The organism is Mycobacterium sp. NGS19, assembly GCF_059813155.1.
The window spans coordinates 386,948-410,574 of the sequence record NZ_JCALEB010000003.1; the positions used below are offsets into that span (position 1 = coordinate 386,948).

Consider the following 23,627-nt stretch of genomic DNA (forward strand, 5'->3'; position numbering starts at 1 on the left):
TCACAGGCGCTCAGCGGCGGTAACGGTCGACCTGTGCCGCGAATTCGTCGAGCAAGCGCAGCGATTCGTCGTGCGGTCGGGTGGGCAACAGCAGGCCCAGCTGGCCGAATCCCAATTCGTCGGCGGAGGCCCAATACCCGGGGTCGACGGGCGTGCCGAACATCGCCAGAGGTACGTCGCGGCCACCGAGCTCGCGCATCTGATCGATGCGCTTGGCGAGCCGGTCCACCGGCAGCGGGTTCGATATCCAGCCCGCGTCATGGCGGACCACCCGCTTGACGGTGGCGTCGGAGTCGCCTCCGATGAAGATCGGCGGGTGCGGCTTCTGCACCGGCTTCGGACGACTGAAAGAAGCGTCGAAATCGACGAATTTGCCGTGGTATTCGGCGGGCTCAGTGGTCCACAGCGCCTTGATCGCCTCGATGCGTTCGTCGAGCAACGCTCCGCGTGTCTTCGGGTCCGTGCCGTGATGCCGCATCTCTTCGAGGTTCCACCCGGCGCCGACGCCGAACACGAACCGGCCGCCGGAGATCAAGTCGATGCTCGCGGCCTCCTTGGCGGTGATGATGGGATCGCGTTGGATCAGCAGCGCAATGCCCGTGAACAATTCGATGGTGGAGGTCACAGCGGCCGCCGCGGCGAGCGTGACGAAAGGGTCGAGTGTCCGGTAGTAGACAGACGGCAACTCGCCCCCGCCTGGGTAGGCCGACTCGCGGCTGGCCGGAATGTGAGTGTGCTCGGCGACCACCAGCGAGGCGAACCCGCGCTCCTCGACGGCGCGGGCAAGCGATACCGGGTCGATGCTGTCGTCGTTGACGAATGTGGAAATCCCGAACTTCATCTGCACCCTCTTCGACGGTTATGTTGCGACGGTCATGTTGCGCGGTCCTGTTGTGGCGGGCATCTTGCGCAAGCAACGCATGCCGATGCCACGCTAATCCCGGCCGTCAGCGGCGGCGCAGCGGCCGACGCAGTAGGGTCGGCCAGATCCGTCGGTCCCCGGCAGCAAGAAAGCACGACACACTTATGACGAGTTCGTTTCGGACTGCAGCATTGGTCATCGCCGGCGTCCTCGCGGCGATCTTCGCCGCCGTCGGATCGTTCGGTCCGGGACTGGCGGCCGCCTCGCCTTGTGATCCGCTGGGCCTCGCCATGACACCGCAGCCTGTGCTGTCGTGTCCGAATGCGGTCGCCGCGACGCCGCCCGTCGTGAACCCGGACGGGATGCAGCCGAACGGTCAGCTCAGTTATCTCAGGGAGATTTGGCACGAATTCCACAACGGAGTTCCCGCCGATCTGCTCTTCGGACCCGCGCCGTTGGAGACCGCGCCGGCGCCGGCCGGCGAGCCTGCACCGCCGCCGGATCAGTAGCCGACCGGCACCGCCTGATCGGCAGCGGGCTACAGGGTTTCCTCGAGTTGGCCGAGCCGGTCGGTGAGCCGTAGATTCTCCGCGTAGTCGACCGGGCAAGCGATGATCGACACCCCGTCGTCGTCGAGGGCACCTTTGAGCGTCGGCAGCAGCTCGTCCGCGCTGCCGATCCGATAGCCCTTGGCGCCGAACGCTTTTGCGTATGCGATCACGTCCGGGTTGGTGAACTTGACGTTGTAGTGGTCGCCGAGCTCGAGGTCCATCTTCCATTCGATGAGCCCGTACCCGCTGTCCTCCCAGATGAGGACCACCAGTGGAATGCGCTCGCGCACGGCCGTCTCGATTTCTTGGGAATTCATCAAGAAGGCGCCGTCACCAACGACCGCCAGTACCTTGGCGTCCGGGCGGGCCAGCTTCACCCCGAGTGCGCCCGGCAGAGCAAAACCCATGGCCGACAATCCATTCGAGATCAGGCAGGTGTTGCTGGCGTAGGTGGGATACAGCCGGGCCATCCACATCTTGACCGCGCCGGTGTCGACGAGGACCACGTCGTCGCGGCCCAACGCCGCCCGGGTGTCGGCGACGACGCGTTGCGGCGCCAGCGGAAACCGCGAATCCGCTTGGCCGCGGGCGAATTCGTCGGCCAGCAGGCCGGCCACCGGAGCGTCGGCGCGATCGTAGCGATGCCCGCCCATTTCGTCGGTGAGCGCGTTCAACGAGGCGCCGATGTCGCCGATGATTCCGACGTCCACCGAATAGTGCGCGTCGACCTCGGCGGGGAAGCGGTGCACATGGATGATCGCCTTGTCGGCGGTGGGGTTGATTCGCGCCGGATCCAGTTCCTGGAGCTCATATCCCACGGCGATGACCGCGTCGGCGGCGTCGAACCCGAAGTTGGCGTAGTCGTGGCCCATGAACCCGATCGCGCCCATGCTGTGGGGATGGTCGTCGGGCATGACGCCCTTGCCGTGGAAGGTGGTCGCGACCGGCACCCCGAGCTCGTCGGCCAACCGGATCAGCGCCGCAGTGGCTTGCCCGCGTGCGGCGCCGTGCCCGGCGAGCACTATCGGGCGCTTGGCGTCGCGCAGCACCGCCGCTGCGCGCTGGACCTGGGTCGGCGACGGCGCGTCGGGGCGCACCACGTTGCGGGGCAGCGGGGACAGGTCGTAGTCGGTGTCGTCCGCGTCGATGTGTTCCGGCACGGCCAGATATACCGCCGCGGGACGCTCGGTCTCGGCCAGCTTGAACGCCTTGCGCACCATTTCCGGGATGGCGCGCGGCGTGGGCACGGCATCGGCCCAGCGGGTGATGGGACGAAACATCGCCACCAAGTCGACGTATTGGTGGGATTCCTTGTACTCGCGGTCGTGGCCCACCTGCGCGGAGAGTACGACCAGCGGCGTGCTGTTGGTGCTGGCATCGGCCACGCCGAGCTGCGCGTTGATCGCTCCTGGGCCCAGCGTGGTCGACACCACCGCGGCCCGGCCGGTCACCCGGCCGTACATCTCGGCCATGAACGCCGCGCCCTGCTCATGGCGGGTGAGCACGTATCGGATCGAGGAGTCGGCCAGCGCCTGCACCAACCGGATGTTCTCTTCGCCGGGGATGCCGAAAACTACCGAAACACCTTCGTTCTCCAGGCATCTCACGATCAGTTGGGCCGGTGTGCTCATCGGCGTGTCACCTCGCTGCTTTCAGGTGGGCCCGGGCCCGCAATCGTTGACGACCTCCGCCGAGGATGGCACAGACCTGCACCTGCGCGCCTCAGCGGCCACGGCAGTGAACATGTGTTTCATTGCACACACCCGCTGTAGCGCTGCGTTTGCACTTTCAGTGTACGAACGTTTACTATTTGTGACGACGCGGGGACGCTTGGCCGCCCCGACCGACGAGTTATGGGGAACGCACCGATGACGGCTTTCACTGCCGCAGGCTCCGAAGGGGGCGGCGCGGCACTTGACCAAGTGATCGGCCTGACGGTCACCGCTGTGGTGGTCTCGGCGGCGCTGGTCTGGATCGGCTACCTGCACCGTGCCCGGCGCATCACCTGGCTGCACCGCGCGGCCGAGGCGTGCGCGCGTCGGCTGAACCGGCCGGCGTGGGTAGCGCTGCCGGTCGTGGTGTTCGCGGCAAACATCATCTTCGCGCTGTTCGGATTCATCTGGGATGTGAGCCTGCACATCGGCAAAGGCCGCGATCCAGGGCCACTGGCCAACCCTGCGCACTACTTCATCCTGATCGGCCTGTTCTTGCTGTTCGTCGGGGGCATGCTCGCCGTGGTGCTGCCCTATGACAAACCCGGGCCGGCGGCGGTGCGCATCACGCGCAACTGGTACGCCCCGGTCGGCGGGCTGCTGATCGCCGGGTGCGGCCTGTACGCGTTGATCGGCTTTCCCCTCGACGACATCTGGCACCGCCTGTTCGGCCAGGACGTCACACTATGGGGCCCGACCCATCTGATGATGATCGGCGGCGCCGGCCTGTCGACGCTGGCTTCTCTCCTGCTCGAATACGAAGCGAGCAAAGCTGCCGGCGGGGCCGCAGACGACGACACCTTCGGGCAGCGAATGCGCCAGTACACCCGATTCGGCGGCCTGGTCATCGGCCTGTCGGTGTTTCAAATCGAATTCGACTTCGGAGTACCGCAGTTTCGACTGGTGTTTCAGCCGATGCTGATCGCGGCGGCCGGCGCCCTGGCGTTGGTGGCCGCACGGCTCAGTTTCGGGCGCGGCGCGGCGATTCTGGCGGCAGTGCTGTCGGTGGTGATACGTGGCGCCGTGGCGCTGGTGGTCGGTCCCATTCTCGGTGCACCGATCAGCTGGCTCCCGCTGTACCTCGGCCCGGCGATCGTCATCGAATTGCTCGCACTCACATCGCTTTTCGCCCGGCCACTGCTGTTCGGCGCGATCGGTGGGCTTGGCGCTGCCACGGCGGGGCTGTGGCTGGAGTCGTGGTGGATCAACGCCGTGTACGCCTACCCGTGGCCGATGTCGATGTGGCCTGAGGCGCTGGCGATGGCCGTGCCCGTCGCGGTGCTGGCCGGCATGTGCGGCGGAATGCTCGGCATGGTGCTGACGGGCCGGCGGTTGCCGCGCCGCGCGGTCGCCCTCGGAACCGTAGCGCTGACCGTGCTGACGATCGGCGCCGCGACCGCCAACGGCCTGCACTACACCGTGCCCGAAAACGCCAGGGCCACCGTAACATTGACCAACCAGCCGACCAGGCCCGGACAACTCACCGTGTCCGCCGACGTGCGGATCGACCCGCCGGATCTGATCAGCGCCGACCCGCAGTGGGTCTCGATCATGTCGTGGCAGGGCGGACTGGCCAACCAGCGGGGCATCATCGTCGACCACTTGCAGCGCATCGGCCCGGGTCATTACCGCTCCACCCAGCCCATCCCGGTGTGGGGCAGCTGGAAGACGCTTCTGCGAGTGCAGGACGGCCGCACGATGGCCGCCATCCCGATCTATCTGCCGCAGGACTCGGGCATCGACAAGCCCGCCGAAGGGCTGGCCGTCTCCACCCCCCTGGCCACGCCGAGCAATCCGACACCTTTCGTCCAGGAAGCCAAGATCTTGCAACGTGAGCGCAACCTGGGCGCGCCGGGGTGGCTGTGGACCGCGGGCTGCCTGGTGGTGCTGGCCTGCACGCTGAGCGTCGTCGCAGCCCTGTGCTGGGGTGCCGGGCGAATCAACAACAGCGAGACTGATATTCAGACCCATGCCCGACCGCCGGTGGCGGCCTGAAAAGAGGAAGACCAACCATGCAGACGTCCTTTTCCCTCGACGTGCCCGAAGACGTCGCGCACGTGCGCGACTGGGTGCACGAGTTCGCCGCCGAAGTGATCCGGCCCGCTGCCGCCGAGTGGGATGAACGCGAAGAAACGCCGTGGCCGTTGATCCAGGAAGCCGCCAAGGTCGGCCTCTACACCCCGGAGTTGTTCGCCGAGATGGCGGCCGAGCCCAGCGGGCTCGGCCTACTGACGGTCTTCGAGGAGGTGTTCTGGGGCGACGCAGGCATTGGCCTGTCGATCCTGGGTACCGGCCTGGCGGCGGCGGCACTGGCCGCGAGCGGCACGCCCGAACAGATCGGCGAGTGGCTACCGCACATGTTCGGCACTCCCGGCGACCCGAAGATTGCCGCATTCTGTTCGTCGGAGCCCGGCGCGGGATCCGACGTGGGTGCCGTGCGAACCCGGGCACGCTACGACGAGGCCGCCGACGAGTGGGTGCTCAACGGCACCAAGACGTGGGCCACCAACGGCGGCATCGCCAACGTGCATGTGATCGTGGCCTCGGTGCACCCCGAGCTGGGCACGCGCGGGCAGGCGACGTTTGTGGTGCCGCCCGGCACACCGGGGCTGTCGCAGGGCCAGAAGTTCAAGAAGCACGGCATTCGCGCGTCACACACCGCCGAGGTGGTCCTCGACGATGTCCGGCTACCCGGCAACATGATTCTGGGTGGTCGCGAGCGCTTCGAGCGGCGAATCGCCAAGGCGCGCGAAGGCAAACGCACGTCGAGTCACGCAGCGATGATGACGTTCGAACGCACCCGTCCGGTTGTGGGCGCGATGGCGCTCGGTGTCGCGCGTGCGGCCTACGAGTATGCGCTCGACTATGCCTGCCAGCGTGAGCAATTCGGCCGCAAGATCGGCGAGTTCCAGGCCATCGCCTTCAAGCTGGCCGACATGAAGATGCGCATCGACGCCTCGCGGCTGCTGGTGTGGCGGGCGGGCTGGATGCACCGCAACAACAAGCCGTTCTCGTCGGCGGAGGGGTCGATGGCCAAGCTGCACGCCAGCGAGACCGCCGTGTATGTGACCGACGAGGCGATCCAGATCCTCGGGGGCAACGGCTACACCCGCGACTACCCGGTCGAGCGGATGCACCGCGACGCCAAGATATTCACCATCTTCGAGGGAACCAGCGAAATTCAGCGGCTCGTCATGGCCCGGGCGCTGACCGGGCTGCACATCCGCTAGCAATGGGCGGCGGTCGGCCCGCCGCGCTGCCGCAGCGGTCGGTTCGCGCCGATCCCCTCGGTGCGTCGCTCAACTGAAAGGCCTGTGCATCAATCTGTTTCGGCCCCTGTGAGCTGTGCGCCATGCACCCCCGGCAGTGAGCTGTGACATGTCAGCGCCCTTGCGCCCGATAACGATTCCCCACCTCAATGATTGCGAATCAGTACGCGGGCCTGAGTGCACCGCTTGAAAAATTATGGTTGCCAAGTGCACCGTCGAACGGCCATCAAGCTGCCCCTGCTCATCGCGGCAGGCGCTGCATTGGCGCGAGTGCCCCGCGCCTCGGCCGAACCAGGCCGGTGGTCGAGTGAGCGCGCCGACCGGTGGTATCAAGCACAGGGTTGGCTGGTCGGCGCGAACTACATCCCGGCAACCGCCATCAATCAGCTCGAGATGTTTCAGCCGGGCACATACGACGCCGGACGCATCAACCGCGAACTGGCCCTGGCTCGGCAAGTCGGATTCAACTCCGTGCGAGTCTTCCTGCACGACCAGCTGTGGGCTCAGGGTCCCCAAGCCTTTCAAAGCCGTCTCGCACAGTTCGTCGCCATCGCGGCCAGCCACCGCATCAAGCCACTCTTTGTCTTGTTCGACTCCTGCTGGGATCCGTTCCCGAAGGCAGGCCCACAGCGCGCGCCGACACCAGGAGTCACGAACTCCGGATGGGTGCAGAGCCCTGGCGCCGAACGTCTCGGCGACCGCAGTTATGCCGGCGTTCTGCGCGACTACGTCACGGGTGTGGTGAGCCAATTCCGCAACGACGACCGCGTTTTGGGCTGGGACCTGTGGAATGAACCCGACAATCCTGCGCGTGAATATCGCAAGGTGGAGAGGAAAGACAAGCAGGAGCTCGTCGCGGCGCTACTCCCCCAGGTGTTTCGGTGGGCACGGTCAGTCGATCCTGTTCAGCCGTTGACAAGTGCTGTCTGGCAGGGCAATTGGGGAGATGCAGGCAATCGCAGCACAATCAGCGGGATTCAACTCGACAACTCCGACGTGATCACGTTCCACTGCTATGACAAGCCCTCGGCCTTCGAGGCGCGGATCGCTGAACTCTCGCCTTTGGGCAGACCGATCCTGTGCACCGAGTATCTGGCTCGGTCGAGGGGCAGCACCGTAGAAGGTATCTTGCCGATTGCCAAGCGACACAACGTCGGTGCGTTCAACTGGGGCTTGGTGGCTGGCAAGACTCAGACGTACTATCCGTGGGATTCGTGGGATCACCCGTACACAGCGCCTCCGAAAGTGTGGTTTCACGACCTTCTTCGACCCGATGGACGGGCCTATCAGGACACCGAAATTCAAGCGATTCGCAATCTGAGCGGGATAGGTCAGCGCTGAGCTACTTCGATCACTTCCAAAGCTTCGGCGCCGGCGCATAGCCCGGACAGTCCGGCGACCTTCCATGACCAACGTCCCGAACAGGAACGGGTCACGGTCAGCTTCTGACCTTTACCGTTGATTCGGGCCCCTCGTTTCCCGGCTTTCGGTCTGGATTCGCGCGGAGGTGACAGCAGTATGCAACCGATTCTCGGTTTCCTGTGAAATCCCCAGCAATCGACTGTCGTACTGCGTTCACTCGCCCCGAGCGGGCGGCGGATGCAACAGCCCTATCGCGTCGTCGAGCAATAACGCCTGTAAGCGCAGGCTCAGTCATGAGACTCGCAAATGCGTCGGTGCCTGATGCCGTGTCAGCCGTTAGCGCTGCGTGAGCAAATAATCAACGAAGGGAAACTGTCTTGAAACACTCAACCAGGCTCATTGCGTCCGCGTTCGTGTTGAGCACCGCCGGCTGTCTGATATGGGGGGCGCCCATCGCCAGTGCCGACGATCCGGCCCCATGCGACCAGAACAACCAGCAGTGCCAAGACCAACAAAACCCGGCTGGACGAATCGCCAATCAGATCGCCGACGGTGTCCAGCAGGGCCTGAATCAGGTTCCTCAGCCGCAACAACCGCAGGGCATCGACCTCGCGGATATGCATTGCCAGGTGGTCGATGGCGTTCCGATGATGGTTGCCAGCGGCCAAGTCTTCCGCAACGTGCATTCGATGCAGCCCTGCTGGGCTGTCTACGGGCTGACCCCACACCCCTGAGGCAGACGGCGAATAGCGCGTGTACCAAGCACTCTAGCCTAGGGCTAAGTGCCCTTTGCGCTGCGAAACCTATTGTGGCATCTGGTTTACAACCAAGCTGCGGGAGTTGAGGCGTCGCCTGCAGGCTTGCGGCGCAATCTCGTCCTCGGCCACACGGAGGGAACGCGCAGCAATCACCGCGCCGATCAACAGCGCGACACCGGTGATCGCTTGCGCGTTACCGATGGCGTGACGCAGCACGGTCTCGGCTCCCGGAACGCGAACCGGCAGCGCGAAATGCGGACCGGCGGCGAATACAAGAAGAGCCGCGATCAGCATCGGTCGCCATCGTCGGTATTGCCGGGCGATCACCAGCGGGATCAAGAGCACGATGTACACCCAGTGATGTGTGACCGCCAATGGCGCTGCTAGCAGAGCGCCCAGCGCGACGACACCGGTGGCGACGACATGGTGTCCCGCCCGGCTGAACCGACGTCCGGCAAACACCACTGCGGCGACGACCGCGACCACGGCAAGCACATACAGCACATCCATCGCGACACCGGTAACGCCTGACCGTGCGATCACTCCGATGATCGCCTGGTTACCGTCAATCGCGGGACCGCCCCCTCGATCAGTGCGGAAGAACTCGACGCCCCAAAAATATTTCGAATCTCCAGGACTCACGACGACACCGATGACCGCCGTCGCAGCGATGGCGGTCAGCGCTCGGGCGATCGCCGAACCGTCACGCCGAAACAGCAACAGCAGGCCGAACGCAGCCGGGGTGATCTTGATGCCGGCCGCGATGCCAATGCCTGCGCCCCGAAGTCCGCGAGGCAGCGCGCCGAAACAATCGGCCACGACCAGGGCCATCAGCACGATATTGATCTGGCCGAAGGAGAAATTCGATCTGACCGGCTCCAGCAGGAGGGCCGGCCCGAGGGCGGCAACCGCGGTCCAGTTGTGCGACGGGACATTGAGGCGATTGAGGATGGTGCGCAACGTCCACCACACCAAGAGCAGGTTGAACGCGCTCCACCCAATCTGCAACGCAGTTGCCGGCACGGCCACCATCGGCGCGAACAGGACAGCCGCGAACGGCGGGTAGATGAACGGAAACCCCGACGAGCTCGAAAAGCCTTGATACAACGGCAAATTGTGGGTCAGGGCATAACCCGCATCCCGAAAGACCGACAGATCCATCAGGTATCCGGTCGCAGCTTGCACGAGATACACCGAGCAGGCGACGACCGCAACGAGTGAGCCGACGATCCATCCGGCACGACGCCACCTGCGTCGCCGTGACTGAGAATCCGTCCTGGCGTCGTCCTCAGCGACGACGTCGATGACGGAATCCACGATGCGCCCCATACCCGCTACGTCAGGCGGGAAACTCCCTTGCGCGAGTGGCGACCACCGTTTCTCGATGCGCCTGCGTTAACTCAGTGGAGCTGCCGGGAATCGAACCCGAGCTTCTACCTGGCAAAATGCGCATTCATCTGCGGGTTCACTACATCTCGCTCCGATTCGCTACGGCTCGTGACCAGGCCTTTACGTGTCAGCTCTTGACGCCGTCAAGACACTCCTTGCGCTTCCGCCATGCTTCGACATCGTCCCAGCGATGCATCACCGTCGTCGCAGTTCTATCGTCTCGGGTCCACCTGATCCGGCCTGGCGCCAATAGCCAACGTCCGGAGAACGGCGTTAGGGCAGCGACCTCTGCCACGGTGAGCAGTTCGCCATTACCTAAGCAAGATGTCTCCAATCACAAGGTCCGCGGCGCCTGCGTGCCGATCGCGATGAGCCCGACCAGACGGGCTGGACAGACATCCAGTTGATCGAGGAGACGGCCAAGCGGGAGAGTAATAAGCTGGGCGTAGGAGGTGACGGACATAGCACCGCCTCTCGACTCAGTGCTGTGGTCGGCACTCCGCAGGTTCGAATCCTGCCGGGGGCACCACGCCAAAAAGTGGGTCTGACCAGCCAGTATAGCCCACCACACACCGCCCTGGTGGCGGGACTCAACAATCTCAACTATCTGCTGTCTTCGCTGGCGGGCCGGATTCATTAGCTGGCGATGTCGGGTTCTCGGCGGCCGATGAGTTCGATTGATCTCCGTCACGTTGCGCGTCGCGGGTAAGCGCCACCTCATGCGTCGTGTGGTAACCGAAGTTGCGCCGCTGCCGCCGCAGGCGCGAACGAGATACGCGCATCGTAAATAGCGCGAATATGACTACGGTGACTGCTAGGAAAAGCCAGTAGAGCGCTAATGTCGCGCGATCCTGCGTGCCGAAAAAGTCGACGATAGTCGTCATCATGCCAGATGTCGGCGTAAGTACTAATAGTTTTCTAACCATTTCGTCGACGCGCGGCAGTAGCAGCACAATCACGACAATGAGACCAATCGACGAGATAGCAAGTGAGCGACGTGACTGCCTGCGGGTAAAACGAGTGTTCACTATACTTTCGAGCACCTTCACTCGGTCGTTGATTCGGGTCGCAATTTGAGGCGTGGTGAGCAGATCACTCAAACCTGAGATTATGCGGGGCGCATCGACGTTAGACATCAAATTCCGGCCATACTCTGGCATGTTAGTTGCGATCTGTCGTTGCGCATCAAACAGATCGCGATCCTTTACGGAAACATTGACGGTTCTTGTATCGACTGCCTCCACTTGGCTGTATTGCAGAATAGCAAATTCGATGGGCTCGATCACTTCAATATCACTCAGGTAGTCGATATCCCGTCGATTCCAATATGTATGTATGGCGCACCCAGCCGACAGCCACATTTCGGCATGAGTGGTGACTAGATAGTTTTCGAGAAGTTCTTTGCGAAACTCATCTTTGACCGGGTACGGAGACAGGGAGCGGATGAGCAACTGTCCAAGTTCGACATCGTGAACTTGTTTAGCCTCCGAACCGACGCAGCCGCAGACGGGTTCTCCCACAAACAGTGTGCTGAAGCAGCGCCACTCGTATTTCATCTCACGCCGAGCAACCGACTCTATAACGTGCCGATAGAAGTAAAAGATGTCCACCATCGTGATCGGACTAGCCGCTGCTTCTGACTGATCACGGGTTAGTGAAAACCATCGGAGACCTTCGTGGATCTCTTCTTTGGTTCGGATTTCAATGTTGCCAATATCGGGGCGTGAACCACGATACGAAAAAACCGGCTCCGACAACTTAACAGCGTCGAAGTGTCGAGCACCCGCATAGAGGGCGTTGTAGGCCGCGCGGAAATCTAGCTCTGCATCTACCGAAGTTGCAAAAGTTAAGATACAGATGCCGCTTCGATGAATCATCAACGATATCTCAATGGGCTCGTCTTCGAAGTCACCGACCGTGACATGCGAGCGGTTCATCTCCAAGCGAATAAACGGCTCCAGCTGCGCATAATATCTCGGAAAGTAGATCTGCTGCTCCAGCCTGAGTCGCATCGCACCCATTACCAATTGATGCACAAATGTTTCACGTATGTTGTCGATGGCTTCGTTCATCCGCATTCGGCTGTCGTCAATGCTGTCGGCAAAATTTCTTGTAGAAGTCTCTCGTTGATCGGATTGATCTTCAGTGCGCACTTCTAGCCCTGCTGATGATCGCACCCATCGAATGATGGCGGACAACAGTACAGATCGGAGAATCCACATGATCTTCAAGGTTTGGAGTTTATCTATTCTCCATAGGCGCGCAATCGAGAATTCTTCGTCATACAACGCATTGTAAAAATCTGCGGTTCTTGAGGCGTTTCGATGGAACCGATGAGTTTTCGACACTCGTCGTCCTACTCGCAACCCATCGCGCGTAGGCGATCCCGCAACAGTTGCTATGTCCTTCTTCAACAGGCCGTTAGCAAGCGCGATGTAGTCGAGGTCGGCCCCGAGATCGAACGAAAACGAGTAAAACGCGCTGCGACCACTCATCCGTAGAGGGTGCGCCGTCGTTGCATTCGGGCCGGTCTCTTCGTTTACAGCCATGGGCGGATCGTAGGCATTCGCGCCGACACACCAGGATGCCGACACACCAGCCGTCCTGGCACTTTGCCGCCTGCCGCCAGGCCGCGAGGACTGACGCCGAGACTTTCGACGCACTTTCCGCACCGATTTGACGCCCTTTCGGTAGCCCTTGGTGAGCTTGCGGCCCTCGGCTCTCGCCGCGCGGGCGTTGAACGGCTTGCCGGTGGCCGCCGTTGTCGGAAACGCGCGAGCGCGCAAGCTGGTCATTCGCTCGTGGTCGGCGGGGGCCCGCTCGACATGGCCGCGAACGATGCGACGGCGCTGGACCTCAGTGCGCGTGCGGCTGGCGGGATGGACCTGACTTCCGGCGACGACTCCGGCGACGACGACCGCCCCGGCAGCACGACGGCGGCGCTTACGTTTCTTCTGCGCTTCGGCGGCACCCGGCCCGGAGCGAACCGGCCACGCACGTCCCGGTGGTATGGGCGCTTCGCCTTGCGCCGAACCGGTCGACGCGCCACGGCTAGCGCTTCTTTTTCGACTTGCCGCGTCGAGCCGCCGCGCGACCCACGGCGCTGCCCTTGTTCTTCGCCTTGGCCTGACGGGTGAACTTCGCGCGCGCGGTTTTTTACACATGAAGCTTCGCGTCAGTGTCCTCAGTTTCGTTCGGACAGGACGCTCGTAGCGAAGCCTTGTGCCCGTTTCCTTTTCGGCGAACAGGTTCGACGCGACGAAGCCAGGGTGTGTCAGATAGCTGCTCACCATCGCGGCGCCCGACTCAATGCCCTCGAAAGCCTGCATCGCTCAGAAGTGTGAACAATCGACTGAACCCCATCACTCGCAAGCCAATTCGAGTCGTTCGAGACGGCGCACGAGGAGGCTCGGCAGCCGCCGACCGATATCAACCGCCTCGATCTTCGATGTGCGGTCGATAAGCTGACCCAGCACGATCTGAGCCTCCAACCGAGCAAGCGCCGCTCCGACAAGCAACGACCCGGAAAGGTGGGACTCCGATTGCAAATGTGTAAGCGCATCTTCATGCCGAGGGAATTTCACACCCGCGCGTCCAAGCCTCTTATCTGGTCGACCACACGAAAAACGCTGAGGGGGAGGCGAACTGCGTCTCTGACCTTTTAACCTGCTCGTGGTCCTAGTTCAGTCTGCGGCGGGGTGAAGTCGTTGCATCGCCTCACGAAACTCCGGGATCGGATCAGCGCCAGGTAGCGCTACAACTACATCTGCAAGCGCCTCTTCGATGGTTGTCTGCCGGAGCCGTGCGCCATAGAGGGCGGCGATGCTGGGCGTGCGGCTCTGCGCCTGCACGCAATGAATCAGGACGGTGTGGCCCTCCCGGCGCAGCTGTTCGACGAGGCGCACGGTGTCAAGCAAGACAAAGTCGAGATTGCCGTTGACGCCCGGTTGGTCGATCAGGCGAACATCAAGCTGTTCAGCGCGCGCTGGCAGGTCCCCGTCACCGACCTGGCAGAGCGACACGACAGCATCGACACCATCGCGCAGTGACCGCAGCGCCCCGATGTCTCCTAGCCACACCTCATCGTCATAGGGATGCCTTACTAGGACACCTAATTCGTAGCCGTTGTAGGCGAAATCGAAGGAGTCGGGCTCTCCTCCGCGGATAATGGTGGATGCAAGATTGACGAGGTCACGGGCGCGCATTCGTGGCCAGCCGTGCAGCATGCGACGCCATTCCGCGGGAACCGCCGACGCGCCGTAGGCAGCGCCGAGCAGCCCACCGGCGATCGCTGCGACGGTATCGGTGTCCCCTCCCCCTCGCACCGCCGCATCGAGCGCCAGGCGCAGGTGGTCGACGCGGAAGACTCCGTTGGCCGGATCATCCTGCGGAACCGGCGTTGTCGCGATCGCTGACCATGCCCCTTGCAGCGCTTCCACCACCCACCCGTTGTTGTGGAAGTCTGACGGCTTAGCCTTCTCGGCGACATCGAGCCGTGATGCCCACAATTCTCGGCGTTCATTGTCGATGTGCGGCAGGCCGATTCGAGCGTTCAGCTCTCCCGTGAAAACGGCGTGACGGATGGCGAGGCACCACAGCACGCACGCATCACCGGCTTCACGGTCCCAGTGCGTCAGCTCACTCGCCGCACGGGCTGCCTCGACCAGGGCTGCTTCATCGTTGAGGTAGACCAGTGCGACGGGTGCGGTGCGCATTAATGAACCGTTGCCCGCAGATCTGCCAGTTGACCTGTGTAGCGCTGCTGATTCCATGCGTGCCGCTTCCGCCGTGCTGCCGTGTCGGGCTGCTCGGCTGAGAACCGACCGTGTCTGAACACCAACATCGTTGGCGTTAAGCATCCACTCATGCCAGCGGGTAACGATCGCATCGAGCGCCTTCTCGTGAAGCAGGTCTGCTCCGGTGGCGGCCACCTCGGCGATGGCAATCGCCATAGACGTGTCGTCGGTCCATTCGCCGGGTTCCCAGCCGAAGGCTCCGCCGCCGACCATGGCGACCTCAAGGTCGGGGCCGCGAGGTGGGCCGAACTCATAAGCCGCACCAAGGGCGTCTCCTGCTGCGGTGCCGAGCAGTACGCCGCAAGCGCGGTCAATCTGTGTCGTTGAGAATGTCATGGCCGTCTCCTTTACTCCACCGAGGCGTAGGGCCGTGAAGTTTGTTGAGTCGTGATGTCATGCCGGACTTGAACACTCAGGCGCGGAGCCGAAGGTTGCGCCTTCCCCCTGCGGGGGTGGCGGGGTTCCTGCACCCCCGACGGGGATGGGATCCCTTCCCCGCCGGGGGTAAACCGCATCTGAAACACCCCCGTCGGGGGCGAAACCAGCGCAGCCCCCCGTCGGGGGTTACAGGGATTCGTCGACCAGGTACCGATAGAGGGTGGCGCGGCTGACTCCGAGGTACTTGGCGATGTCCTTGGCCGTGTGGCCGTCGGTCTTCATCCGCCTTGCGGTGGCGAGGTGTTGGGCGCCGGTCACCTTCTTGGGTCGGCCAAACCTCTTCCCGTTTTCTCGAGATGCTTGGCGCTTCAACGCGGTGCGTTCCTTCACCAGCTCACGCTCGTATTCGGCCAGCGATCCCAGCACGCCGATCATCATGCGACCGGCAGGGGTTGACGAGTCGATGCCGTCGGTGGTCGACACCAACGTCGCGCCTCTGGCGCTGAGTTCCTTGACGGTCTGCAGAATGTGGATCATGTTGCGGCCCAGCCTGTCCAGCTTCCACACCACCACCGTGTCGCCCGCACGGACGTACTCCATGAGCGCAGCAAGACCAGGCCGGTCGTCGCGGGCACCCGACATCACGTCCGAGAACGTCTTTGTCACGCCCGCCGCTGCGAGCGCCGCATTCTGCTGATCAAGCGTTTGTGCGACCGTGGAGACGCGGGTGTAGCCGATGAGGGTGCCGGTGCTCACCTCTTGCGCGCCATTGTCCGCTGCGTGGGTGATGATCGTCATTTGCCCGCGTCATTGACATAGCAGTCGTGGCGTTGGTCGACCGTTGCGAGGCTGAAGACGCTGCGCGCACCCCCAACGAACGCTTCGGTGGGGACCGCCAAAACTTGCCAGCGCGGCTTCCACACCGCCATTCCGCCGAAGCGGCGCAGCGCATCTCGTAGCAGCGCTGGACGGTGATTCCACCGCAATAGAGACAGGTCATCACCCTTGATGTGGATCACGCCATCATCGTCGACTGCCGCGGTTACAGGGACAGCGCCCGACGGCTCGCGCAGGGAGTGGTTGAACTGAATCCAGTGGACTAGATGGCCTGGTTTGTATGAGGTGCACTGTGCATCGGTGCCAGAAAAATCCCAAACAGAAGCAGTCATAGGCACTCCCGCAATCCTGGGCCTCCGTGTAGGAGGCGCTCTTGCCCGACACCGGCTGGTGTCGGCCGCTTCGTCATCCGAGCCACCCAACGAGCGTGGGGTTGGCGTGCCGTCCAGTCGGAGCTTAACGACGGCAACTCGTGAAGCACTTTTATTGTATCTCAACGGGTCTGGCTAACGGTACGGGTTTGGACTGCTCAACTCGACGCCATCGCTCAACGCAGTGATGGCAACAGTCTCAGAAGCGGCGGCACCGCAGTCGGTGAGACAAGCCCATCTGAGACAAACTTCCGAGACGGCATGACCTTGGCCAATAAGCTTGGCCCGGAGTGTGATTGAGCCGTCTCAGATGTGTTCTATTTCGCGATAATGGTCGGCGCGTGCTCGGTCGTTAGGCGGCAGCTCGAAGGTGTTTAGCAACGAATAAATCCTGCTAGTGGGCTGGGATTGCGTTTGAGGATCTGACGCGCGTGCCACCGAATGGTGGTCATCCGCTCGTTGCTTCTCCCGCGACTCCATTGCCGCCGACCTAACTTCGAAGCATGCGAGGCAAAGGCTTCTGATAGGCCAACCCGGTTCCGCCTACCTGTGGCGATTCAATCAGCCGGTTCGTGCGCATCCTCCGTCAACTGCACTTATGCGTGTGTGGCTGCTCTCGCCGCCCAAGATCGTGCGTCCCAAAGCCGGTGGCGTGCCGCTTTCATCGCGTTGCCATCGTTTTCGAGACCCACGATTGTCTGGCGATCATACTGGTCTGGTGATCAAGTTGTTTGCCGCCCTATCTGTCACCCTGTCGGTCCCGTTTGTGGGCACGGGTCCCACTGCCCATGCCGATACGTACTGTGAGCTCGGCAACTTGCTCATCCCACAGGAAGTACACCATGTGGGCACCTACCGTGACGCTACCTGTGCGACGGTTGCTGACATTGTGACAACTAGTGCCAACAGTGACTGCATTCGCGCCGTGACTAACTATGTCGTTAGTCGCGGTTATGACCCCTACGTGGCCAAGGACATCGCACTACACAACTGCTGAGCGCGCACCTTCGTTTTCTCGTGGTATGACACCGGACGAACTGCCGGACCACAGTGGTTCTATACGCCCTGCGCATCACTGCATACCTTCAGGTGTCTTCCGGAGAGCCGTCCATAGATCTGCAGCACGACGCCGTCGGCGCGGGGTATCACACCGACCGGACCTTCACCGACACCGCCTCCCGGCTGGCCAGGAGTAACCGGGCCATAGATCGGCTCCAACGATGGACTTTCAGCGGCAGTGCTCGTGTGCCGGGGTCTCGGCGGTGGGCAATTCGCCACCGTCTACCTTCACGGATGCGATGGAGTCGGAATCGTCACGGCAACGATATTCCGGGTCAACGGCACACCCCAGCAGTGACTCAGGTATGCATCCCCAAGTGGCCAAAGACCCTTTATTCGAACGGAGAGAACAACCCAACATGGGTACAGCCAGCAAAGGCCTCGACGACCATGGGAGCGAAAATGTCAACTAGACATCTTAAACATTTGGGCAACCTGCTCACCCTCCTCGGGGTTGCGGTCCTGCTCAGCACGGGAATTGCTTCGGCCGACCCCTCGGCCAACGCCCTAGACCCTGCCACGTCGGAGTCGATCGGTTTTAGCGCGATGCAACATGACGGCCTTCAGGCATACGGGAAGAGCCGGACCCAGGGCATTGATCCGCTCACTCTTTCCGATGCCAAGCTTCGCCAGGAATATTGCAAGGGCGAGCTGCAGCTCTACCAGGAGACGCTGTATGGCCCCCGCAATGTCTCTGTTGTCACCGACCGGTGGCTGAAGGGCTGCGACAGGGGGGCTCAGTGGCTCGTGCAGCAAGGATATGCACGCTAGGACGGGGACCCTGTTTCGGCCCAGTTCGGGCGGCGTACCGCGATGGCGCAATGGAGTCCGATGACCGATTGCCGCGCCGACCAAATTTCGTACTTAGTGGTTATTCGACTGAGTCAAGATAGTCCGTGCGTGCACAGGCGGGTGTCGACGACATGTCATAACGTTGCTGTCATGCTGCACTCTCGGGCGATCGGAGAAGGCCTATGAGCGACGCCTTTCCCGAACCCCTCCGTAAGTGCAGCATCGAGGATGTGGATGCGCAGAGAATCAGGTGGGTGCCCGAACGATGGACCACGGCGTTCGCTGGGCATGAAAAAGCACACGCCGAACTCAAAGCTCACTCGGACGAAGCGGGCGGGATAGCCCGGCGCTATATCCATGCCCACGCCGATGGCGACCCAGTCGAACTGTTCTTGATGGCGATGGCGTGGGGATACAAGCCCAAAGACTATGGTCCCGTTCGCACTCAGGCCGTGCTCGCCCAGGACGGTGCCGCCGACAAGATCGCAATGATCGTTGAGGCCACCCGCAACGAAGGCGCAGCGGCGGGTTGGCACGCTCTGCTCAACACCCACAAGATCAATGGCCTAAACATGTCGTTCGGCACGAAGCTGCTCTACTTCGCCGGATACACGACCGATCATCGGCCCCGCCCACTGGTCCTCGACAAACGAGTTCGAGCGTCCTTGAACAAGGTTGCGCCCGAGACCGTGCCGGCCAAGGGATTCGTGCGCCCAGCCGACTACATGCGCTACCTGCGACTAGCCGAAGGGTGGGCATCGAATCCCACATGGCTGCAAGCACCTGATGTCGTTGAGTACGCGCTCTTCGCATTGTGACGCTTGAAGTTTGAAAGCATCGCCTCAACCGAACCGAGTGAACGAGGAACATCTGGGCGCCCGCTTCCGAGGCCGCGAGGTGAACACATCCAGCGACGGCTTCCTCGCAATGCTCGACGGCCCGCAGCGAGCGATCCGCTGCCGATGGCGATCCGCGACGCGGTGCAGGCGCTCGGTATCGAGGTGCGCGCGGGGTTGCACACCGGCGAGTGCGACTCCGCGGTGATGACATCGGCGGGATCGGGGTGCACATCGGCTCGCGGGTGAGCGGATGGTTGAAGTGGTTGGGCCGGAGCTCTGATGCTTACAGTGGCCGGGCTCTACTACGGCGTTAACAATGCCGGAATCCCTGGAGAGGGCCCGGCCACATCGTTAGCCGGGCCGTAGGTCGGCCTGTGCCGGGCAAGTGCACACCGGCAAAGGTGGGCAAGGTGTTGTCGGTGGCTGCCTCTACGGTGCCGAGCATGGGATTCGATGTTGTAGAGCCGGGTGACGCGGCGTTACACAACTTGCTCATGACCATGGCCGAGCACGGTGAAGATCTCGAACGCCGTAACAGACTGCTCGACCACATGATGACTGTTCCACCGCTTTCTGACTGGCCCAAGGACTCGCTAGGGAAGCTACGGGAAGCATGTCAATACATCGTCAGCCTTGCTCGCATAAGCCGCGAGCTTGAACGACTCCCCGGGGACGAGAATGACCCGCTTCAGTGAAACCCACCGGCACAATGCCGACATGCCGGAACAAACCATTCTCATCGCGACGGGCATCGGAATCGGATTTGTGGCTAACGTGCCGAGTTGCTGGGTGCACGGTGTGCGCAGGTACAACCGAAGGCGATGTCGCCCAACCGCTCGGCACTGATCTTGCCGCACCGTCGGCAGCGCGTGTGGTGAGGGTCGTCGGGCAGCGAAGGAGCGGTGAGTGGCCCCAGGTAGTCGAAGCCATGTTCTTCAGCGAACGCCTTGGCTTCCTCATGGGGCACCGGCTCCCGCTTAGCCCATGCTCCCTGCAGCGCCCGTGCGTCTGCAGCCCATTCACGCCAGAAGCAGGCTCGGCAGGTCGGCTCACCGTAGCGGTTCTTGTCGAGGGTGTAGATGAAGCGGTAATGCGCTTGCACGGTGCACGTCAGGCATTCGGTCAATTGCCAGTCGTCGGGGTGCGTGAACGGCTCAAGGGCCTTGATCCCACCCCGTCGTTGCAACTCCGCAATATGTTCGTCGCACCACGTCGGCTTCGACCTTGTTCTGAATGCAGCGGTTTTCGTGCATCTGTCCGCGCAACACGTTTGGTCTGTCAGGATGCGTTCTCGACGTAGCGGTTTCGGCGGCGGGAACGGCTTTGGCGGCTCGGGCACTGGCCGTTCCAGTAGCGGCATTTTGCGAATGCGACTTGAGACAGGTTCCGCCGCAATTGCACCCTCCTGCTGGGCGGCTGCATCCAGCAGCACCTCCCCGTGCAATAGGGGCTTCCCGTCGAGGCAGCGCAAGAAATCGTCTTCGGTCATTACCTCGATGTCCTGACCCGCGTCTTGCAGTTCAAACGCCCTCTGCGCCTTCTTGGTCAGTTCGGCCCCGGGCCGCAACACGGCAGGATTGATGTCCCCGATGACGAGCACATTGGTGCGCTTCGTCGTTGACTTCTCGGCGACCGCTCCGACCCGCGAGCACTCATCCCATGCAATCTGCCGAGTCATCGACATCAGAGCGCCGGTGAACACGACGACGCGACCGTAAAGGTAGCCATCGGGATCGGCGTCGGGATTCAGCTCCGCCCGCAAGAGTCGCGACAGACCTCCTGCATTCGAACCAACACACACGCTGCCTCGGTAGACACCGCTGTGCATGTGACCGATACGGACACCGACCGCATCAGCCAGGACGTTGAGGTCATCTGCATCGTGAGTGCGGGCCAACCCGCGAATCACCTCCACGACGGCACGGGCGTCGCAGAGCGGGTCGTGGTGGTCGTCCATCGAGCAGCCAAGGGCATCGACAACGAAAGGCAAGCGGTAGGACGGCAGCGATAACGCACGGCGTGCGAGGACCATCGTGCATAGAAAGCGGATCTCGGGCCATTCGATGTTATCCGCCGCGCATGCATAACGAATGACGCCGATGTCGAACCCGGCGTTGTGGGTGACCACCACATCGCCGCCGATGAAGTCGATGATTGTCGCCAGTGCGTCTCTCCAGCGCGGTGCATCTGCGACCATATCCTCGCTGATGCCGTGGATAAAGGTGTTGAAGCAGTCGAAGTGGCCGACTGCTTCGGGAGGCCGAATCAGCCAACGGCGTTCCGCCACCGGTAGTCCGTTGCGGACGCGAACGAGGCCCACCGCACACGGCGAACCGCGGTAGGAATTGGCGGTCTCGAAGTCGATGGCTACATAGTCGAGCATCGCGTCACCGGTTCCGGCTGGACGAGTTGCGCAAACTTAGTGGGAAACTCGGCGATATCGGGGCTGCAGAGTGCTTCGGGCATGATCCACGGGGGCGTGGAGGTCTTGGGATTGATCGTTCGCCGGAGCCGTTGCTCCTCAGTCGAAAGCCATGCCGACCACACGGCCGCTACAAAGTTGGCAACTGACAAAGCGCGATATGCAGGCTCGTCTCGATCGTCGGTCTTCATCGTCGGGGGCTCGGGGAAGTCGGGGACCACCAGATTCTTGTTCTTCGTCCGCACTGCGTAGTCGGCAACCGCGTCACCGATGAGCTGCTGGCAGGCAGAGGTCTCATCAATCAGTTCGCTGAAGCTGTAGATGGTCAGGTAGTGGGCGAATGCCATCGGTGGCGTCGTACCCTCTGTAAGGACGACCGCCCGGTCAGCAGTCAGCGCCCAAAGCTTGTCGTCGTATCGCTCGTCGTTGTGCGCCATAACCACCGCATTGGTGTGATCGACCCGTGATCCGTCAAGACGGCAGGTAAGCCAGACAGCGGTCGCGTTTGCCGTTGGTTGCCTGTCCACAGTTGCGAACCCGAGCATCAGTCCCCCTTAGATCGAAGTGTGCCAGCAACGCTATGACAGGAGTCCGACAATCGCGGGCGTGACGCGCGCGTCGCCCCCGCCGCAGGGCCAGACTTTCCTATGTCACCTACCTGTGAGAAGTCACCTACAGGCAATGGCGGCCCCAACTCGGGCCATTTGTTCGCTGTAGCCCTGGTTGTTAAGAAACGCCTCTACCAGATTGCCGTTTCCTACGGCCATATGGCAGGCATTTGTCTCTGCAGCTTGGTTGATGATCAGGTGGCAATTGTTTGTGTCGATGCCTGCGTTTACACATGCTGAGTACTTACCATCGTCAGCGTGGGCCACGCCCAATCCTAAGACCGGTCCGACGATCAATCCGACCGCCGCTGCCGATAGTTGCTTTCTCATCGTTATGTCGACCCCTTACTTTTTGTAACCGGTAGAGGTTTGGAGCGCTTCACCTCCAGTGCCACACGGGCGTGCGAGTGCGGCAGCATTCGGAGCAGTGTTTCTGCTGCGACCCTTCTTCATAGTGGCTGTCCGTCTGGTGTTATCATCGCTCCGCGGGACAGGGCCGCACGATACTTGTAGTTCCCTTCGAACATCAGTAACCATTTCGGTGGAGGCCGTCCACGCACCCCCGAACAAATTCATCACCATGCTTGATCACTTTCGCTGGATCGAACGTGACAGTGGTGTGACTCAGTAGCCACTGTGGATTCACTTTGATCTCGTACAACTCATACTGGCAGAATTGGTCGGGCGTCTGATTTGCCATCTCTCGCGCCGCTTGGATGGTCATCGACGCGGAATCGCCTGCAGTGACAATGCTGTATCCAGTCTGATATGCCGTATCGTCGGACGAGTCAGCCGCCGAGCATCCGCTATTCGCGACCGCGATGCCGCTCCAAACCAGCGCCGAGAGCGCAAGGACCTTCGCGCGACGAACGGATATCATTTCATGCCTTTTGAGCTTCCGCATGGCGCACGCATCATCGTGTCGTTGAGCACCGCGCTGAAACGATGACTCACGACCGTTACCGCGCAGACGACGCGCGTGCGAGCGTTTCATTCCTTAACCACCAAAATCCGAGCCATCTCTAGATACCAATCAACCGTAGGCCTATTCCATTAGTTGCGCGGGTGTTTCCTCGAAGAAGTGACTTTGGACCTCAAGCGACCCTGGCCTGCTAGCTCTTATTGCACCTCAGCAGTGTGGGGTGCGCCGCGCTAATGGCACAGTAGCCATGTCAGTATGCATACGAATTACGCATGCGGTTTTCATAGGCCGACACCGGACGCCAGGAGGGCAGTCTGATGATTGGCGAGTCAGCGCTCGGCGATATGGGACAGACGGTGATGAAACGTGGCTCCTCTTCCGCATTAAGGACTACGTAGAGCCGTAATCCGCATCGCCAACCCCCTTGCGTCGAGAAAAAGATGCACGCTGTGTCGAACCACTCATTTTGGCCGACTTCCACCGCAGCCCGGTCATGGCCTGTATAGCGCCCACACCCCTTGGTAGGAGCACCAAATCAGATGGCCATCAGTAGAGCTTGACATCTGCCGTTCATCGGCGGATGGGATGCAAGGCGATCCGAGCGCGTGAACACCAACCGGCGTGACAGAATGCGCCCAACTCGTACCTGTGCACACAATCTGCCCGGCCGAAGGGTCATACCCGAGCTTGTCGAGGTCAT

General features: G+C 62.0%; 18 protein-coding genes, 2 pseudogenes and 1 riboswitch. Of the genes and pseudogenes, 9 read left to right on the plus strand and 11 right to left on the minus strand.

What is annotated here, in order from left to right; all coding sequences use genetic code 11:
* Positions 1-10: 10 nt before the first annotated feature.
* On the minus strand, positions 11-841 hold the full coding sequence (locus tag AC5Y4N_RS11730; RefSeq protein ID WP_499907875.1) for an LLM class F420-dependent oxidoreductase: 831 nt from the start codon (positions 839-841) through the stop codon (positions 11-13).
* 185 nt (positions 842-1,026) lie between these two features.
* Between AC5Y4N_RS11730 and AC5Y4N_RS11735 the strand changes: the two genes are divergently transcribed.
* On the plus strand, positions 1,027-1,371 hold the full coding sequence (locus AC5Y4N_RS11735; protein WP_499907874.1) for a hypothetical protein: 345 nt from the start codon (positions 1,027-1,029) through the stop codon (positions 1,369-1,371).
* Between the two features lie 29 nt (positions 1,372-1,400).
* On the opposite strand, the gene AC5Y4N_RS11740 is transcribed toward AC5Y4N_RS11735, so the two are convergent.
* Positions 1,401-3,044 carry an acetolactate synthase large subunit gene (locus AC5Y4N_RS11740; RefSeq protein WP_499907873.1) on the minus strand — a complete coding sequence of 548 codons (1,644 nt, stop codon included), beginning with the start codon at positions 3,042-3,044 and terminating at the stop codon, positions 1,401-1,403.
* A gap of 237 nt (positions 3,045-3,281) precedes the next feature.
* On the opposite strand from AC5Y4N_RS11740, the gene AC5Y4N_RS11745 reads away from it, so the two are divergent.
* The 4 genes from AC5Y4N_RS11745 (at position 3,282) to AC5Y4N_RS11760 (ending at position 8,490) form a co-directional block, all read left to right on the plus strand.
* Positions 3,282-5,120: a hypothetical protein gene (locus AC5Y4N_RS11745; protein ID WP_499907872.1), complete on the plus strand. Its 1,839-nt coding sequence runs from the start codon at positions 3,282-3,284 to the stop codon at positions 5,118-5,120.
* A gap of 17 nt (positions 5,121-5,137) precedes the next feature.
* Positions 5,138-6,355: an acyl-CoA dehydrogenase family protein gene (locus AC5Y4N_RS11750; RefSeq protein ID WP_499907871.1), complete on the plus strand. Its 1,218-nt coding sequence runs from the start codon at positions 5,138-5,140 to the stop codon at positions 6,353-6,355.
* A 246-nt stretch (positions 6,356-6,601) separates the two neighbouring features.
* Positions 6,602-7,735 (plus strand): glycoside hydrolase 5 family protein, encoded by a 1,134-nt coding sequence (locus tag AC5Y4N_RS11755; protein WP_499907870.1) that lies wholly within the window; start codon positions 6,602-6,604, stop codon positions 7,733-7,735.
* Between the two features lie 434 nt (positions 7,736-8,169).
* Entirely contained in the window at positions 8,170-8,490 is a 321-nt protein-coding gene (locus AC5Y4N_RS11760; protein ID WP_499907869.1) for a hypothetical protein, read from the plus strand.
* 69 nt (positions 8,491-8,559) lie between these two features.
* On the opposite strand, the gene AC5Y4N_RS11765 is transcribed toward AC5Y4N_RS11760, so the two are convergent.
* The 6 genes and pseudogenes from AC5Y4N_RS11765 to AC5Y4N_RS11790 all read right to left on the minus strand — a co-directional run bounded on the left by AC5Y4N_RS11765 (position 8,560) and on the right by AC5Y4N_RS11790 (position 16,246).
* Positions 8,560-9,843 carry a glycosyltransferase family 87 protein gene (locus AC5Y4N_RS11765; protein ID WP_499907868.1) on the minus strand — a complete coding sequence of 428 codons (1,284 nt, stop codon included), beginning with the start codon at positions 9,841-9,843 and terminating at the stop codon, positions 8,560-8,562.
* Positions 9,844-10,502: 659 nt separating this feature from the next.
* Positions 10,503-13,232 (minus strand): hypothetical protein, encoded by a 2,730-nt coding sequence (locus AC5Y4N_RS11770; protein WP_499907867.1) that lies wholly within the window; start codon positions 13,230-13,232, stop codon positions 10,503-10,505.
* A 33-nt stretch (positions 13,233-13,265) separates the two neighbouring features.
* Positions 13,266-13,442, minus strand: a pseudogene (locus AC5Y4N_RS11775) (cytochrome P450); the annotation flags it as partial.
* 144 nt (positions 13,443-13,586) lie between these two features.
* Positions 13,587-15,035 (minus strand): ADP-ribosylglycohydrolase family protein, encoded by a 1,449-nt coding sequence (locus tag AC5Y4N_RS11780; RefSeq protein WP_499907866.1) that lies wholly within the window; start codon positions 15,033-15,035, stop codon positions 13,587-13,589.
* 228 nt (positions 15,036-15,263) lie between these two features.
* The gene (locus tag AC5Y4N_RS11785) at positions 15,264-15,875 is read right to left on the minus strand and encodes a recombinase family protein (RefSeq protein WP_499907865.1); all 612 of its coding nucleotides are present in this window, start codon (positions 15,873-15,875) and stop codon (positions 15,264-15,266) included.
* The gene (locus tag AC5Y4N_RS11790) at positions 15,872-16,246 is read right to left on the minus strand and encodes a hypothetical protein (RefSeq protein ID WP_499907864.1); all 375 of its coding nucleotides are present in this window, start codon (positions 16,244-16,246) and stop codon (positions 15,872-15,874) included. The genes AC5Y4N_RS11785 and AC5Y4N_RS11790 overlap by 4 nt, the downstream gene beginning before the upstream one ends.
* Positions 16,247-16,278: 32 nt before the next feature.
* Positions 16,279-16,392, minus strand: a riboswitch (SAM riboswitch).
* A gap of 1,378 nt (positions 16,393-17,770) precedes the next feature.
* Here AC5Y4N_RS11790 and AC5Y4N_RS11795 point away from each other — a divergent pair.
* The 4 genes and pseudogenes from AC5Y4N_RS11795 (at position 17,771) to AC5Y4N_RS11810 (ending at position 19,670) form a co-directional block, all read left to right on the plus strand.
* A complete protein-coding gene (locus AC5Y4N_RS11795; protein WP_499907863.1) occupies positions 17,771-18,115 on the plus strand; it encodes a hypothetical protein in 345 nt (114 codons plus the stop codon).
* 203 nt (positions 18,116-18,318) lie between these two features.
* A complete protein-coding gene (locus AC5Y4N_RS11800) occupies positions 18,319-18,954 on the plus strand; it encodes an 8-oxoguanine DNA glycosylase OGG fold protein (protein ID WP_499907862.1) in 636 nt (211 codons plus the stop codon).
* A 58-nt stretch (positions 18,955-19,012) separates the two neighbouring features.
* Positions 19,013-19,223, plus strand: a pseudogene (locus AC5Y4N_RS11805) (nucleotidyl cyclase domain-containing protein); the annotation flags it as partial.
* A 195-nt stretch (positions 19,224-19,418) separates the two neighbouring features.
* The gene (locus AC5Y4N_RS11810) at positions 19,419-19,670 is read left to right on the plus strand and encodes a hypothetical protein (RefSeq protein WP_499907861.1); all 252 of its coding nucleotides are present in this window, start codon (positions 19,419-19,421) and stop codon (positions 19,668-19,670) included.
* A gap of 74 nt (positions 19,671-19,744) precedes the next feature.
* On the opposite strand, the gene AC5Y4N_RS11815 is transcribed toward AC5Y4N_RS11810, so the two are convergent.
* The 3 genes from AC5Y4N_RS11815 to AC5Y4N_RS11825 form a co-directional block, all read right to left on the minus strand.
* Positions 19,745-21,358 carry an exonuclease domain-containing protein gene (locus AC5Y4N_RS11815; protein ID WP_499907860.1) on the minus strand — a complete coding sequence of 538 codons (1,614 nt, stop codon included), beginning with the start codon at positions 21,356-21,358 and terminating at the stop codon, positions 19,745-19,747.
* Positions 21,343-21,942: a hypothetical protein gene (locus AC5Y4N_RS11820; RefSeq protein WP_499907859.1), complete on the minus strand. Its 600-nt coding sequence runs from the start codon at positions 21,940-21,942 to the stop codon at positions 21,343-21,345. The genes AC5Y4N_RS11815 and AC5Y4N_RS11820 overlap by 16 nt, the downstream gene beginning before the upstream one ends.
* 589 nt (positions 21,943-22,531) lie before the next feature.
* Positions 22,532-22,999: a hypothetical protein gene (locus tag AC5Y4N_RS11825; RefSeq protein WP_499907858.1), complete on the minus strand. Its 468-nt coding sequence runs from the start codon at positions 22,997-22,999 to the stop codon at positions 22,532-22,534.
* Positions 23,000-23,627: the final 628 nt, after the last annotated feature.

Bases quoted from the DNA above. Each gene is read 5' to 3' on its own strand.
- AC5Y4N_RS11780 (WP_499907866.1), bottom strand. From the start codon at position 15,035: ATGACATTCTCAACGACACAGATTGACCGCGCTTGCGGCGTACTGCTC.
- AC5Y4N_RS11820 (WP_499907859.1), bottom strand. From the start codon at position 21,942: ATGCTCGGGTTCGCAACTGTGGACAGGCAACCAACGGCAAACGCGACC.
- AC5Y4N_RS11735 (WP_499907874.1), top strand. From the start codon at position 1,027: ATGACGAGTTCGTTTCGGACTGCAGCATTGGTCATCGCCGGCGTCCTC.
- AC5Y4N_RS11785 (WP_499907865.1), bottom strand. From the start codon at position 15,875: ATGACGATCATCACCCACGCAGCGGACAATGGCGCGCAAGAGGTGAGC.
- AC5Y4N_RS11745 (WP_499907872.1), top strand. From the start codon at position 3,282: ATGACGGCTTTCACTGCCGCAGGCTCCGAAGGGGGCGGCGCGGCACTT.
- AC5Y4N_RS11765 (WP_499907868.1), bottom strand. From the start codon at position 9,843: ATGGGGCGCATCGTGGATTCCGTCATCGACGTCGTCGCTGAGGACGAC.
- AC5Y4N_RS11730 (WP_499907875.1), bottom strand. From the start codon at position 841: ATGAAGTTCGGGATTTCCACATTCGTCAACGACGACAGCATCGACCCG.
- AC5Y4N_RS11825 (WP_499907858.1), bottom strand. From the start codon at position 22,999: ATGAAACGCTCGCACGCGCGTCGTCTGCGCGGTAACGGTCGTGAGTCA.
- AC5Y4N_RS11750 (WP_499907871.1), top strand. From the start codon at position 5,138: ATGCAGACGTCCTTTTCCCTCGACGTGCCCGAAGACGTCGCGCACGTG.
- AC5Y4N_RS11770 (WP_499907867.1), bottom strand. From the start codon at position 13,232: ATGCAGGCTTTCGAGGGCATTGAGTCGGGCGCCGCGATGGTGAGCAGC.
- AC5Y4N_RS11815 (WP_499907860.1), bottom strand. From the start codon at position 21,358: ATGCTCGACTATGTAGCCATCGACTTCGAGACCGCCAATTCCTACCGC.
- AC5Y4N_RS11810 (WP_499907861.1), top strand. From the start codon at position 19,419: ATGGGATTCGATGTTGTAGAGCCGGGTGACGCGGCGTTACACAACTTG.
- AC5Y4N_RS11740 (WP_499907873.1), bottom strand. From the start codon at position 3,044: ATGAGCACACCGGCCCAACTGATCGTGAGATGCCTGGAGAACGAAGGT.
- AC5Y4N_RS11800 (WP_499907862.1), top strand. From the start codon at position 18,319: ATGAGCGACGCCTTTCCCGAACCCCTCCGTAAGTGCAGCATCGAGGAT.
- AC5Y4N_RS11790 (WP_499907864.1), bottom strand. From the start codon at position 16,246: ATGACTGCTTCTGTTTGGGATTTTTCTGGCACCGATGCACAGTGCACC.